At 52.7% G+C, this 12,578-nt stretch carries 16 protein-coding genes and 1 riboswitch; of the genes, 8 read left to right on the top strand and 8 right to left on the bottom strand.

Annotation, left to right across the window (positions count from 1 at the left end; translation table 11 throughout):
- Positions 1-93 precede the first annotated feature (93 nt).
- Positions 94-546: a DUF441 domain-containing protein gene (locus QWJ20_RS04685; RefSeq protein WP_039482881.1), complete on the top strand. Its 453-nt coding sequence runs from the start codon at positions 94-96 to the stop codon at positions 544-546.
- Between the two features lie 17 nt (positions 547-563).
- Positions 564-2,621, top strand: coding sequence for a tRNA(Met) cytidine acetyltransferase TmcA (locus QWJ20_RS04680; RefSeq protein ID WP_433991970.1), 2,058 nt, complete (start codon positions 564-566; stop codon positions 2,619-2,621).
- Positions 2,622-2,683: 62 nt separating this feature from the next.
- Here the strand turns inward: QWJ20_RS04680 and QWJ20_RS04675 are convergent, their stop codons facing one another.
- A complete protein-coding gene (locus tag QWJ20_RS04675; protein ID WP_433991969.1) occupies positions 2,684-3,055 on the bottom strand; it encodes a hypothetical protein in 372 nt (123 codons plus the stop codon).
- A gap of 196 nt (positions 3,056-3,251) precedes the next feature.
- On the opposite strand from QWJ20_RS04675, the gene QWJ20_RS04670 reads away from it, so the two are divergent.
- The 3 genes from QWJ20_RS04670 (at position 3,252) to QWJ20_RS04660 (ending at position 6,298) form a co-directional block, all read left to right on the top strand.
- The gene (locus QWJ20_RS04670; RefSeq protein ID WP_095993998.1) at positions 3,252-3,479 is read left to right on the top strand and encodes a DUF1272 domain-containing protein; all 228 of its coding nucleotides are present in this window, start codon (positions 3,252-3,254) and stop codon (positions 3,477-3,479) included.
- Positions 3,480-3,644: 165 nt separating this feature from the next.
- On the top strand, positions 3,645-4,262 hold the full coding sequence (gene ypfH, locus QWJ20_RS04665) for an esterase (RefSeq protein WP_226307408.1): 618 nt from the start codon (positions 3,645-3,647) through the stop codon (positions 4,260-4,262).
- 365 nt (positions 4,263-4,627) lie between these two features.
- On the top strand, positions 4,628-6,298 hold the full coding sequence (locus tag QWJ20_RS04660) for a methyl-accepting chemotaxis protein (protein WP_249688227.1): 1,671 nt from the start codon (positions 4,628-4,630) through the stop codon (positions 6,296-6,298).
- Between the two features lie 110 nt (positions 6,299-6,408).
- On the opposite strand, the gene QWJ20_RS04655 is transcribed toward QWJ20_RS04660, so the two are convergent.
- From QWJ20_RS04655 to QWJ20_RS04640, 4 genes are read right to left on the bottom strand one after another with little or no spacing between them, the layout of a single operon-like run.
- Positions 6,409-6,603 (bottom strand): YpfN family protein, encoded by a 195-nt coding sequence (locus QWJ20_RS04655; RefSeq protein ID WP_095698833.1) that lies wholly within the window; start codon positions 6,601-6,603, stop codon positions 6,409-6,411.
- A gap of 2 nt (positions 6,604-6,605) precedes the next feature.
- A complete protein-coding gene (locus QWJ20_RS04650) occupies positions 6,606-7,280 on the bottom strand; it encodes a M15 family metallopeptidase (RefSeq protein ID WP_226307410.1) in 675 nt (224 codons plus the stop codon).
- Entirely contained in the window at positions 7,277-8,404 is a 1,128-nt protein-coding gene (dapE, locus tag QWJ20_RS04645) for a succinyl-diaminopimelate desuccinylase (RefSeq protein ID WP_095698835.1), read from the bottom strand. The genes QWJ20_RS04650 and dapE overlap by 4 nt, the downstream gene beginning before the upstream one ends.
- A 1-nt stretch (position 8,405) precedes the next feature.
- Positions 8,406-8,783 carry an ArsC family reductase gene (locus QWJ20_RS04640; RefSeq protein ID WP_433991968.1) on the bottom strand — a complete coding sequence of 126 codons (378 nt, stop codon included), beginning with the start codon at positions 8,781-8,783 and terminating at the stop codon, positions 8,406-8,408.
- A gap of 233 nt (positions 8,784-9,016) precedes the next feature.
- Here QWJ20_RS04640 and ypfM point away from each other — a divergent pair, with 233 nt between their 5' ends.
- Positions 9,017-9,076 carry a protein YpfM gene (gene ypfM, locus QWJ20_RS04635; protein ID WP_137739554.1) on the top strand — a complete coding sequence of 20 codons (60 nt, stop codon included), beginning with the start codon at positions 9,017-9,019 and terminating at the stop codon, positions 9,074-9,076.
- Between the two features lie 173 nt (positions 9,077-9,249).
- On the opposite strand, the gene QWJ20_RS04630 is transcribed toward ypfM, so the two are convergent.
- On the bottom strand, positions 9,250-9,957 hold the full coding sequence (locus QWJ20_RS04630) for an aspartate/glutamate racemase family protein (RefSeq protein WP_433991967.1): 708 nt from the start codon (positions 9,955-9,957) through the stop codon (positions 9,250-9,252).
- Between the two features lie 217 nt (positions 9,958-10,174).
- Here QWJ20_RS04630 and cspE point away from each other — a divergent pair, with 217 nt between their 5' ends.
- The gene (gene cspE, locus QWJ20_RS04625) at positions 10,175-10,384 is read left to right on the top strand and encodes a transcription antiterminator/RNA stability regulator CspE (RefSeq protein ID WP_005976270.1); all 210 of its coding nucleotides are present in this window, start codon (positions 10,175-10,177) and stop codon (positions 10,382-10,384) included.
- Between the two features lie 81 nt (positions 10,385-10,465).
- On the opposite strand, the gene crcB is transcribed toward cspE, so the two are convergent.
- Positions 10,466-10,849 carry a fluoride efflux transporter CrcB gene (gene crcB, locus QWJ20_RS04620; protein WP_433991966.1) on the bottom strand — a complete coding sequence of 128 codons (384 nt, stop codon included), beginning with the start codon at positions 10,847-10,849 and terminating at the stop codon, positions 10,466-10,468.
- Positions 10,850-10,934: 85 nt separating this feature from the next.
- Positions 10,935-11,039: riboswitch (Fluoride riboswitch) on the bottom strand.
- A gap of 246 nt (positions 11,040-11,285) precedes the next feature.
- Between crcB and tatA the strand changes: the two genes are divergently transcribed.
- Positions 11,286-11,483, top strand: a complete 198-nt coding sequence (tatA, locus tag QWJ20_RS04615) for a Sec-independent protein translocase subunit TatA (protein ID WP_039482851.1) — start codon at positions 11,286-11,288, stop codon at positions 11,481-11,483.
- A gap of 82 nt (positions 11,484-11,565) precedes the next feature.
- Here the strand turns inward: tatA and lipA are convergent, their stop codons facing one another.
- Positions 11,566-12,531 (bottom strand): lipoyl synthase, encoded by a 966-nt coding sequence (lipA, locus tag QWJ20_RS04610; RefSeq protein WP_095698844.1) that lies wholly within the window; start codon positions 12,529-12,531, stop codon positions 11,566-11,568.
- Positions 12,532-12,578 lie beyond the last annotated feature (47 nt).

Here is a 12,578-nt window from a genome sequence, read left to right as displayed (position 1 = left end):
CCTTTACTTCGATTCCTGCCCCTGACCCCGATTAATGCTATCATCGCGGTTTGCTTAACGCACAATCCGACTACTTTCGACAGACTCACATCCATGACCTATCTCGATCCGACATTGTTAATTCTGCTCGTCCTGGCGGGGCTGGGTATCATCAGTCACAACATGACTGTCACGCTGGCGATTTTGGTTCTGCTGGCGATACGTATCACGCCGTTGAACAGTTATTTCCCGTGGGTGGAAAAATATGGCCTGAGCATCGGTATCGTCATTCTGACGATTGGCGTGATGGCACCGATTGCCAGCGGAAAAATTACCGCCAGTGAAGTCATGCATTCCTTCCTGCACTGGAAATCTCTGTTGGCGATCCTTATTGGCGTTGCCGTGTCCTGGCTTGGCGGACGCGGCGTGTCGCTGATGAGCAACCAGCCCTCCGTGGTGGCGGGGTTGCTGGTGGGCACGGTCATGGGCGTGGCGCTGTTTCGCGGCGTTCCCGTTGGGCCGCTGATCGCCGCTGGGCTGCTTTCCCTGTTGATTGGCAAGACCTGACTGATCCGACGCGTGTGATGATGTTGCGTGATTTTCTCCACAGCCAACGCCAGCAGCAGCGCTATGGCGTCCGGCGATTGCTGCTGCTGAGCGGTGAAGCGGACTGGTGTGAAGAACAGGCGCTGGCGCTCAGCCGCCAATTGTCTGGCGACTGGCTGTGGATCGGCGAATCTGCACCTGATTCCGTCACTTCGCTGCCAGCCAGCCGAGTGCGGACGCTGCTAGGGCGAGAGTTTCTCCATGCGGTGTTTGATGCGCGCAAAGGCGTGGATGTCGAGGCGCTGGCGATGCTGTCAGGCACGCTACAGGTCGGTAGCTGGCTGATCATGCTGGTGCCGTCGTGGCAGCAATGGCCGACGCTGCCGGATCAAGACAGCCTGCGCTGGAGCGAACAAGCACAGCCGATTGACACCCCGCACTTTATTCAACATTTTCAGCGCCAGCTGTTGGCCGATGAGGACGTGGTTCTCTGGCAGCAAGATCAGGAAGTCGTGATTCGTCCACTGGGCGAACGCACTGACTGGCAGCCTGCGAATGGTGAACCGACAGCGCAACAGCAGCATATTCTGCATGAGCTGAATGCCGCAGAATCTGGTGTGTTTGTGATTACCGCACCGCGCGGACGGGGGAAATCAGCACTGGCGGGAATGCTGACGCAGCGCAGTCGCGGAACCTGCTGGATTACCGCACCGTCTCGTGCTGCGGCGGAGATTCTGCAACAGCACGCACGTACCGATGCGCAGTTCTGGGCACCGGATGCGCTGCTGGCACACTGCCGCCTGCATGGCGCTCCCAATGTCGACTGGTTGTTAATTGATGAAGCAGCGGCGGTTCCGTCTTCCGTGCTTTCCGCGCTGTTGCCGTATTTTCCCCGTATTCTGATGACCACGACGGTGCAAGGGTATGAAGGCACCGGGCGGGGATTTCTACTGAAATTTTGTGCGACGCTGCCGCAGTGGCGGGCATTCACGCTGAACGAGCCTCTGCGCTGGGCCGCGAACGATCCACTGGAACGGGTGTTGGATCAGGCGCTGTTATTTAACGAACCCGACGCGTTTCATTCCCCGCAACAGCCCGATCTATCTATTCCCTCTTCTGCACTGGAAAGTCGAATCGAACGTGCCGACGACTGGCTGACGTACCCTGAGCGTCTGGCATGGTGCTACGCGCTTTTGTGCAGTGCACATTACCGCACTTCGCCGCTGGATTTGCGTCGCCTGATGGACGCGCCGGGCATGCATATTGCCAGCGCACAGGTGGCGGGCGAGATGTGTGGTGTGCTGTGGCTGGTGGAGGAAGGCGGACTGTCAGCTTCACTGGCTCATGAGGTGTGGGCAGGACGACGACGCCCGCGCGGTAATCTGGTGGCGCAGTCGCTGGCGGCACACGCGGGTTTATGGCATGCGCCGACGCTGCGTGCGCGCCGCGTGAGCCGTATTGCAGTTGCATCGTCATGTCGCCGACAAGGGATTGGCCGGGCGCTCATTGCAGAACAGGTGCGCGAGGCACATCGACAGGCATTGGATTACCTGTCGGTTAGTTTTGGCTATCAGCCAGACCTGTGGGCATTCTGGCAGTCGTGTGGGTTTCAACTGGTGCGTATCGGTAGCCATCTTGAAGCCAGCAGCGGCTGTTACAGCGCGATGGCGGTGCTGCCGCTGAGCGAAGCGGGGCATAGGTTGGCGGAGCAGGGAAGTCAGCAATTGGCGCGTGACTGGCACTGGTTACAGCGCTTGATTCCGCTGAACCTCGCACTGCCGCAGACAGGAAATGCCGAGCTGGATGAAGACGACTGGCGTGAGCTGGCGGGTTTTGCGTTTGCGCATCGGCCGATGGAGGCCAGCTTCGCCGCACTTTGCCGCCTGTTGATTCACACCACATTGCCGCTGCCTGCGCTACGCCTGCTGGCAGAGACGCCGGGTGAAAGCGAGCAGATAGCCATAACGCTGGGGCTGACCGGCAGGAAAGCGCTCCTGAAACGCTGGCGTGAAGAGGCCGCCAGCGCACTGGTCGATCTCGATGCACAGCGGTGTGAGCGCTGGAAGGACGCTGTAATGGTTAACACCACCGGATGATGTGTTCGATGTGCCAAGACGGTCATAGGGATACTCAATCGGCACGTTGAGTATGGGCGGATTTATTGCGTCTCTAACAGTCGGAAAATCAGCGGAGTTTTCCCCTGTTTGTCAGAATAGTCAGCAATTAATGTGAGATCGGTTTTCCGCTCGCCAGACCAGAGCTGACATTCCACTCGCTTGCGCTGAGGTTCGGCGTCTGTCGCGTAGCTGCACAGAGGAATCCGGCCTGTTTTGTCGGGGGTAAAGGCAACGTCATAAGGTGGAATCGCCAAATCTGCCAGGTTTTCCCCTGCGCTATCCAGCTCCTCCAGAATCTCTTCGTAAATCGCAGGGCTCACACCAAAATCCAATAAAGTCGCGGGATCGCCATGTTGGATGCTCTTCAATAGATCGCCTGCAAGCCGATACATTTCTTCTCTGTCACCTGCCATCACTCACTTCCTTGCCTTGAACGAAACCGTCCCACTCTACATCATCAGCGACGGCCTGCGAATTTTTGCCGCACATTTGCTATTGCCAAGGTTTCTGGTAGAAAAGAACTTCATTCCCCTTCACCGATCGTTGTGCACTGACCACAGGAAAGTGACAGCGAGAATTTCATTACTTTTGCTGAGTCAGGATAAGCCGATGCTGGAATTACGCCCCAACTGTGAACACTGCGATTGTGATTTGCTGCCGGATGCCGAAACGTATATCTGCTCCTACGAATGTACGTTCTGTCCTGACTGCGCGGATACCGTGTTTCACCACGCCTGCCCGAACTGTGGCGGCGAACTGGTTAAACGGCCGGTGCGTCCGGCACGCTGTCTGGCGAACGATCCGGCTTCAACAATCCGTATTATCAAACCGCACTGACAAGGCGAGGGCGGGATATCCCCTTTGTCGTTGCAAAAAATGGAACATCTCATTGAGTAATTCCCGATTTCTCCTGTTATTGCGCGGCGTATAGTGAGAGCTAACCGTACTTTATGACGAATATCGGCAGGTGACGCGTTCGGCGCATGCCTTCAGGAGAGAGATGTGAATCAAGATTATGTTGTTGTTCAGCAGCCTTCGGAAGCGAATCGGTTAATCCTGCTGTTTCATGGCGTGGGTGATACCGCCGCGGGCATGGCACAGATTGGGCGTTATTTTGCCGCCGCTTTGCCGCAGGCGATGGTGATCAGTATTGCCGGGCCGTTCAGCAGCGGCTATGGCGACGGGCGGCAGTGGTTCTCTGTTCAGGGAGTCACGGAAGAGAATCGTTTCTCTCGCATTGAGGCGAATCTGCCGCGTTTTATTGAGATGGTGCGCCACTGGCAAGAGCAAAGCGGTATGAGTGCGGAACAAACCGTGCTGGTGGGCTTCTCGCAGGGCAGCATTATGTCGCTGGAAGCGTTGAAATCTGAATCCTCGCTGGCTGGGCACATTATCGCGTTCAGCGGTCGCTTTGCTGTGCTGCCAGAAAAAGCCTTTGCTGAGGTTACGGTGCACCTGATTCATGGCGAAGCGGACGGCGTGATTGTGGTTGGACATGCGCATGCTGCCGCTCAGCGCTTTCAGGAACTGGGGACGTCGTTTACGCTGGATGTTGCCCCCGCTGTCGGGCACGGTATTGATGAACGGATGTTGAAACAGGCGTTGTCTTACCTCAAATAAAATCTATCCCGCTATACCCGTCATACTTCAAGCTGCATGTGTGTTGTTCCCTTAAATGCCCAGTTCTTTATAGGCTGGCTTTAAAGGACCAATGCCTTGCGCTGTTCAATCTGCTCACGTTTTATCACGCCGCTCAAATTATTTTGTTATTCCATCAGATTATCTTATTGCTAATTTCTTAATTTCTCTATTCAAAGTAGAGACTCTATTTTTAGGGACAAGAATTTATCCATATTAAAAAGAATATAATCCATATTTGAATGTTAAATAATATAGGCAATGTTTTTATTTGTGTTGAGTGTTCAATATTTATCTTATTTTTTCAGATATAAATATCGCATCCTTATGGAAAAAGAGGGTGTGCCATGTTTAAACGTATTAAAGTCATTACCATCCTTGTTATCTTATTGTTTGTGTTGGGGATATCTCAATTTTTAACCGGTGCGCTATCCGTTCGTGCGCTGATTAACGACAGAGAGGGATTCCTTGTTTCCCAACGCTCTAACCAGAATGTGGCCGCATTTACTGATGCATGGATTATGATGAATCAGACGCGCATCGCTATCGGTTCTATTATACAAAACATGATGATGGGGAATGCGGATAAAGAGGCGATGCAGGCTCTTTTACAACAAGCCAAATCGCAATTGGCCGCCTCAGAGAGTAGTTATAAACACTATTTGTCTTTACCGAATACGCCTGGGTTGGATGAAGCATTATCCAAAAAACTTGAGGCGAGCTATACCGCTTACGACAAGCTACTGAATGATATTGTTGATTCGCTTTCCGGTGGGTTAGCGGGGGCGGCGATGAAATTGAGTAGCGGTGCGACGCCGCTTAACGTGGCCATGCAGGATGCCTATATTACGTGGCGAGCGGCGCAAAACCAGCTGTCAGATGATGGCCTAAAGGAAAACCACGCTGCATTTGAAACGATGCTGTGGCTTCTAGGCGCACTTTCCGTCGTCGTCGTGCTGGTGATTATCCTCAGTTGGATCGGGTTACAGCGTATTCTTTTGCATCCGCTGCGTACGCTCATGCGGCATATCAGCGCGATTGCCGAGGGCAATCTGACGCATCCTATTGATGCGACTGGGCGCAATGAAATGAGCCAGCTTGCGGCGGGGCTACATCATATGCAGCAGTCATTAATCCGTACCGTCAGTCTGGTGCGCGACAGTTCCCACTCCATCCACTCTGGGGCCAGTGAAATCTCGGTGGGCAGCAACGATTTGTCTTCGCGTACGGAGCAGCAGGCGGCATCACTACAGGAAACGGCGGCCAGCATGGAGCAACTGACCTCAACGGTGAAGCAGAACTCAGACAACGCACGTCAGGCTACGCTGCTGGCAAAAAATGCGTCGGAAACGGCCAATAAAGGCGGCACTGTCGTCGATAATGTCGTGAAAACGATGAATGAGATAGCCGACAGTTCACAAAAAATCGCTCACATTACCAGCGTGATTGATAGCATCGCCTTCCAAACCAATATCCTGGCGCTGAATGCGGCGGTAGAAGCGGCGCGAGCCGGGGAGCAAGGGCGAGGTTTTGCCGTGGTGGCGGGTGAAGTGCGAACGCTGGCGCAGCGCAGTGCTCAGGCAGCCAAAGAGATCAAATCGCTGATTGATGATTCGGTTAGTCGTGCTAATACCGGCTCTTTGCAGGTGAAAGACGCGGGTGACACGATGAAAGAAATCGTCGGTGCGGTGAGCCGGGTAACGGATATCATGGGGGAGATCTCCTCGGCATCCGATGAGCAAAGCCGGGGAATCGATCAGGTTGGGCAGGCGGTCAATGAAATGGACCGCGTCACTCAGCAAAACGCCTCGCTGGTGGAAGAGTCCGCGTCTGCCGCTGCGGCATTGGAAGAGCAGGCCAGATATTTACAGAATGCGGTGGCGGTGTTCAAGATTAATCAGGCAGCCGCGCAGGAACATCGTGCCGAGAGCGCGTCTTCACTTGCTGCATTACCGAAATCGCTGTTACCTAAACCTGCTCATGCCGGGTCATCGAATGCTAATTGGGAAACGTTTTAGCTGACGTGAACGTTTTTAACGGAAGTGAGTGTTTAACGGAAGAGTAAGCATTCAAACCGCCTGCACGCGAGCTAAGCCTCGCGCTGCGGGCGGTTTGACGAGGATAGGTATCAGGGTTTTTTCTTCGGCCAGTCGTCGTCTTCTTCATTGTCCCACTTGTCGTTGTTGTCACGGTGTGGGGGCAATTTCGGTTTGTTGAGCAGAAAACGCGTATGGTCAACGTTGCGCAATTCTTTGATGCCGTTAATCAGCATGCCTATCAGGACAATCAGAATTATCCACCAGTAATCAGCCAGCCATGCCATGGTTACGCCTCATCAACATTATGAATATAACGGGTAAACAGCTGCGGCAAGTTCTGGCAAAGCCAGTGGTAGCCTGCAATGTCTTCATCTTGCCAGGCGGCAAGAATGAGGTCGGGTGTAAGCTGTTCTTCCGCATACTGTGCTAGTGGATAATAGCTGATATGCCAGAGTTCGGCTGCGACACCGCCGAGATCGTGCGCATAAGGTCGATAAAAACCGTATTCATGCATGTACGCACTCAGCCACGCGTTCAGTGCGGCAAAGTAACCGCCTTCTTCATATTCCCACGGCTCCAGCTGGAGCGAACTGCCTGCGGGTAATAAATCGGGATCGTAGATATCGAGATCGCTGCCCCAATGGTGGCGGCTAGAGCCGGGCATAGCGGACCAGCGCAGAATGGCTTCACAGCGCTCGCCTTCGTCCAGAGATAACACGTCCAGTGGCTGGCTGTTGGCATCCATGACGGGACGCTCGCCGCGAAATTTGTCATTCCAGATCTGACGCTGGCGCTCGAAATCACGAAACGTACTGGCGGGCTGTAGGTTAAATCCCGCCGTTTTTGCCGCCTGCTGTAGCGCCAGAAATGCGGTTACTGCCTCCGGCTGAAGACGATGACGCCCCTGTAAAGCGACCAGATGCTGGTCGCTTTTACCGGTTAACGTAGCTGGCGTCATCATGCGATGAGCTGCTCCATAATGCGCTGATACATGCGGCTCAGCAGTTGCAGGTCTGCCGCGCTGACGCATTCATCGACTTTGTGGATCGTCGCGTTTACGGGGCCCAGTTCAACGACCTGCGCGCCCATGCGTGCAATGAAACGGCCATCGGAGGTGCCGCCGGTGGTCAGCAGCTCTGGCGTAACCTCGTTGTAATGCTTGACGGCATTCACCACGGCATCGACCAGCTCACCGCGTGCGGTCAGGAATGGCTGACCGGAGAGCTTCCAGTCGATGGTGTACTTAAGCTGGTGGCGATCCAGTAATTCAGCCACGCGCTGCTGGATTAACACATCCGTCAATTCGGTGCTGAAGCGGAAATTGAACTGCACAGATAGCTCGCCGGGGATGACGTTATTGCTGCCGGTGCCTGCCTGAATATTGGCGATTTGCATCGTGGTCGGCGGGAAGAAGGCGTTGCCCTGATCCCACTCGGTTGCGATCAGTTCGTTAAGCGCCGGTGCTGCGCGGTGAACGGGGTTGTCCGCCAGATGAGGATAGGCAACGTGCCCTTGCACGCCGTGTACGCGCAGATTCGCGGTGATAGAACCACGGCGGCCATTTTTGACCACATCACCCACAACATGCGTACTGGACGGCTCGCCGACCAGACAGTAGTCCAATCGCTCGTTGCGTGCCATCAGCGCTTCAACCACTTTTACGGTGCCGTTAACGGCGCTGGCTTCTTCGTCCGAGGTAATCAGGAACGCCAGACGCCCCTGATGATTAGGATGGGCAGCGACAAAGCGCTCGGCGGCAATCACCATCGCAGCCAGTGAGCCTTTCATGTCCGCCGCGCCGCGACCGTACAGCATGCCGTCACGAATGATGGGTTCAAACGGTGGATGCTGCCAGTGGCTTTCATCGCCGCTGGGAACCACATCGGTATGTCCGGCGAAGGCCAGCGTTTTCCCTGTGCCACGCCATGCCCAGAAATTCTGGGTATCGCCAAAATCCATCGCTTCGACGGTAAAGCCAATCGCCGTCAGGCGTTCAATCATGAGCGCCTGACAACCCTCGTCATTCGGGCTGAGGGAAGGGCGTTTAATTAACTGTTGAGCGAGTTCTATGACTGGGCAAGACACGTTATTTGTTCTCCGCAATAAATTTCTGGTAACTGTCAATACTGAAACCAAGCAGCGCGTGGCCGTCATCGGTTATCAGCAACGGTCGTTTAATCACCGCAGGCTGTTCCAACATCAGGTTTTTGGCGGCCTCTGCGCTGTCGCTGGTATCGCTGTTGATCTGTTCACGCAATTCTTCGCTGAGCTTACGCCAGGTCGTTCCGCGTGTGTTGAGTAAGGCCTGAAACCCCAGTTGGTCGATAAAGCGCTGTAGCAGCTGTTCATCCAGACCGTCGGCACGGTAATCATGGAAGCGATACGCCACCTGTTGAGCGTCCAGCCAGCGGCGCGCTTTCTTTATAGTGTCACAGTTTTTGATGCCGTACATGGTCAGCGCCATAGGGATAAAATCCTTTCTACTTATTAGGTTGCATGACGATTGCTGTTCAGGACAGCACGGCCTGACTGAGCTTAATCGTGCGATAGCCCAGCATGCCGAAAAAAGGCGGGGAGATCTACTGTGAACTGTGTAGCAGAAATGTGAAGAAGTATAGTTTTTATACTTTCATAACACTTTTTCCTGATTAAAAAGTGTGCATATAATGCGTCGCCGTTAATCACCAAGAGGTTCGCATGGTAGAAGTAGAAGTAAGTACTTGGAAAGATTTTATTGAAGCAATGTTACGTAAATAATAACGAGAAGTACTGTTAGTCATTGCATACCATACCAGGAATAAAATCATACGAATAAAGCAGTATTGAGTCTCTCAATACTGCTTTTTTTCTTTGGAAAAAGAGGAAACTTGAGTAAATAAAAGAGGCTATTATTAGTTTGCGTATAGATTTTATTTTATCGAATTAATTCATCATGATGGCTGGTTAAGCGCAAATTTTGCAGCGGCAATCGCGTGGAGCCTGCTGGTATCAAAAAGAGGAACCTTCGCATCTTGGGCACTGATTAACAGCGGGATCTCCGTACAACCCAGAATGATGCCTTCCGCGCCTTGTTGTTCAAGCTGCTGGATAATGTCCCGATAGACCTGCCGCGATGCCTCGTTGATATTTCCCAGACACAGCTCATCGTAAATGATGCGATTGACGGCCTCTTTTCCCTCATGGTTAGGAACTATCACCTCCACGCCAAATCGTTCCTGAATGCGCTGGCGATAGAAATCCTGCTCCATTGTGTAGCGGGTTCCAAGCAAACCGACTTTCTTCAATCCGTGCTGTTTCAGGCTGGCACCGGTGGCATCGGCAATATGCAAAAGAGGAAGCTGACAGGCGCGTTCAACGTCATCGGCCACTTTATGCATCGTGTTGGTACAGATGACGATCGCCTCTGCTCCCGCCTGACGTAGTCCTACTGCGATATTGCTGAGTACAGCGGCTGACTGCGCCCAATCACCTTGTGACTGCAACCGTTCGATCTCGTGGAAATCGACGCTGTGCAGGATGATTTTGGCGGAGTGCAGACCACCAAGTTGGCTTTTCACGTACTCGTTGATAATGCGGTAATACGGGATGGTGGATTCCCAACTCATGCCTCCGATCAGACCCAGCGTTTTGCTTACCATGGTGCCTTCCTTCATATCGTAAAAAGTGATGAATCGACCAGAACTGAACTCTCTGCGTTCTGCATCGGGTTAAAATAGGACAGCGGAGTTACGTGGTATACATTTTTAGCGACTTTTATCACTTTTTATCCAACTTCAACTGGACAAAAGGCCAATCTATTGTTGTACTGTACCTGACACAGATTTTGTGTCTTTCATTCATGTAAAGGTAAGTTTGATGTCTAAGATTAAAGGTAGTGTTAAGTGGTTCAATGAGTCTAAAGGCTTCGGTTTCATCACTCCTGAAGATGGTAGCAAAGACGTGTTCGTACACTTCTCTGCCATCCAGAGCAATGGTTTCAAAACTCTGGCTGAAGGTCAGCGTGTAGAGTTCGAAATCACTGACGGTGCCAAAGGTCCTTCAGCTGCTAACGTTAACGCTATTTAATTATACCGATTTCGTGAAAAACCCGCCGATGGCGGGTTTTTTTTGCTTCATTTTCCACGCGCTAGCAATTTCCACGTGACATCAGTGTGTTGTCACCCACGTGACCAGAGCAAACGCCAGCGCGGTCATGAGCAACGAACCCACCAGATTCAACAGTAGGTGCAACCCCGCCGCCGCAAGCTGCCCGCTTTGCAGGAACATGACGACTTCTGCGGAAAAGGTCGAAAACGTCGTTAAACCGCCGCACAGCCCAGTGGTAATCAATATTTTCCAGTCCTGATCGAGATGAGGATGGCGCAGGAAGAAAGCGAGTGCGCCGCCAATAACAAAAGCCCCGATCAAGTTGGCAAGCAGAGTACCCAGCGGCAGCGTTGGATACAGATTGTTAAACTTCACGCCAAGCTGCCAGCGCGCCACGCTACCAACTCCGCCGCCAATAAATACCGCAAGTAATGTACTAAACATAGAAACCTTTCTTTGGGCTATTTTGCCTGAATTGTTTTTGCGATCTCGGAGAGTGTTGGGCAGGACGCTACGCCCTCTCTGCGAGGTGGACGTAGACATCATTAGCCGAGTGGCGGTTGTACCCTGTTTTTAAGGCTGTCAGCGTTTTGGCTGCGCGAGGGTAGGGAGGAATGTCATCTCCGCTTTAGTATGGAAAGTTTACGCCGTCAGAAGGCATTTTTGTAGTGGTGCCGAGGTGAAAGTTGTAAAGCAATCTGAATGCGCGAGAAAGCGCTTTTGCCGCGTCTTACGTTTTTATAGATGCAATTTGTTACAGATGCTAATTGTGTCGCGCTGCATAAGGTTTTAGATAGAGGACATAGGGTAAAAGAATTATTTTCAATAAAAATCGTTCTCGTCCGCTGGCGTCTCCAGCATCTAAATCAGGTAGGTTTGTATGGAAGGTATCAGTATTGCCAAGCTGTTGGTGATTGGCGCGTTAATCATTCTGTTGTTCGGTACGAATAAACTTCGTAGCCTCGGCGGTGACTTGGGCGCGGCGATTAAAGGCTTCAAGAAGGCGATGAATGACGATCAGCCGGCAAAGACAGATGAAACGACAGCGCTGAATGATTCATCTCGTAAAGAACTCTGATCGCACCTTACACAGCAAAACGGACGGCAATAGCCGTCCGTTTTTTATTCCACACAAAAAATGTGTAAATATGTATGAGCGCTTATTTTACTTCGATGCCTTTTGCCTGTAGGTCGGCATGGTAGGACGAGCGAACAAATGGACCGCAGGCAGCGTGGGTAAAGCCCATCGCCATCGCTTCGGCTTTCATCTCATCGAACTCATCTGGGCTGACGTAGCGCTGTACTGGCAGGTGATGGCGGCTCGGCTGTAAATATTGTCCCAGCGTCAGCATCGTCACACCGTGGCGACGCAGGTCACGCATCACTTCCACGATTTCAGCATTGGTTTCCCCCAATCCAACCATCAGGCCAGATTTGGTTGGGATATCTGGATGTGCGCTCTTGAAGTTTTCCAGCAGCTTCAGTGACCACTCATAGTTCGCACCAGGACGGACCTGACGGTAAACGCGCGGTACGTTTTCCAGGTTGTGGTTGAACACATCTGGCGGCGTGGCGGTCAGGATCTCTAACGCGCGATCCATACGTCCACGGAAGTCTGGCACCAGCGTTTCGATGCGAATAGTCGGGTTTTTGCGGCGAATAGCGCTAATACAGTCTGCAAAGTGCTGGGCACCGCCGTCGCGCAGATCATCACGGTCAACGGAGGTGATCACGACATAGCGTAAGCCCATGTCATGGATGGTCTGTGCCAGTTTCTCAGGCTCATTGGCATCCGGCGTAAGCGGGCGGCCGTGGGCAACGTCACAGAACGGGCAGCGACGCGTACAAATCGCGCCCAGAATCATGAAGGTGGCGGTGCCGTGGTTGAAACACTCTGCCAGATTCGGACAGGACGCTTCTTCGCAAACTGAGTGCAACCCGTTTTTGCGCATGGCTGCTTTGATTCCCTGAATACGGCTTGAATCCGCCGGAAGTTTAATCTTCATCCATTCAGGTTTGCGCAGAAGCTCTTGGCGTTCGGTGACGACGGTACGTACCGGGATTAGCGCCATCTTATCGGCATCGCGGTATTTAACGCCGCGTTCGATCTGAATCGGTTTACTCATGTTTGCGTAAGTTCCAGTTCTGAATCGTTTCTTTAAATTTGTAATTC

The organism is Pectobacterium sp. S5 (genome assembly GCF_051707265.1).
Taxonomy (GTDB): domain Bacteria; phylum Pseudomonadota; class Gammaproteobacteria; order Enterobacterales; family Enterobacteriaceae; genus Pectobacterium; species Pectobacterium polare.
Note: the sequence above shows the minus strand (reverse complement) of the source record. Positions and strands in the feature narration are given on the sequence as shown.

Coding starts and splice junctions, on each gene's coding strand:
- QWJ20_RS04685 (WP_039482881.1), top strand. CDS start 94: ATGACCTATCTCGATCCGACATTGTTAATTCTGCTCGTCCTGGCGGGG.
- QWJ20_RS04680 (WP_433991970.1), top strand. CDS start 564: ATGATGTTGCGTGATTTTCTCCACAGCCAACGCCAGCAGCAGCGCTAT.
- QWJ20_RS04675 (WP_433991969.1), bottom strand. CDS start 3,055: ATGGCAGGTGACAGAGAAGAAATGTATCGGCTTGCAGGCGATCTATTG.
- QWJ20_RS04670 (WP_095993998.1), top strand. CDS start 3,252: ATGCTGGAATTACGCCCCAACTGTGAACACTGCGATTGTGATTTGCTG.
- QWJ20_RS04660 (WP_249688227.1), top strand. CDS start 4,628: ATGTTTAAACGTATTAAAGTCATTACCATCCTTGTTATCTTATTGTTT.
- QWJ20_RS04655 (WP_095698833.1), bottom strand. CDS start 6,603: ATGGCATGGCTGGCTGATTACTGGTGGATAATTCTGATTGTCCTGATA.
- QWJ20_RS04650 (WP_226307410.1), bottom strand. CDS start 7,280: ATGATGACGCCAGCTACGTTAACCGGTAAAAGCGACCAGCATCTGGTC.
- QWJ20_RS04640 (WP_433991968.1), bottom strand. CDS start 8,783: ATGGCGCTGACCATGTACGGCATCAAAAACTGTGACACTATAAAGAAA.
- QWJ20_RS04630 (WP_433991967.1), bottom strand. CDS start 9,957: ATGGTAAGCAAAACGCTGGGTCTGATCGGAGGCATGAGTTGGGAATCC.
- cspE (WP_005976270.1), top strand. CDS start 10,175: ATGTCTAAGATTAAAGGTAGTGTTAAGTGGTTCAATGAGTCTAAAGGC.
- crcB (WP_433991966.1), bottom strand. CDS start 10,849: ATGTTTAGTACATTACTTGCGGTATTTATTGGCGGCGGAGTTGGTAGC.
- tatA (WP_039482851.1), top strand. CDS start 11,286: ATGGAAGGTATCAGTATTGCCAAGCTGTTGGTGATTGGCGCGTTAATC.
- lipA (WP_095698844.1), bottom strand. CDS start 12,531: ATGAGTAAACCGATTCAGATCGAACGCGGCGTTAAATACCGCGATGCC.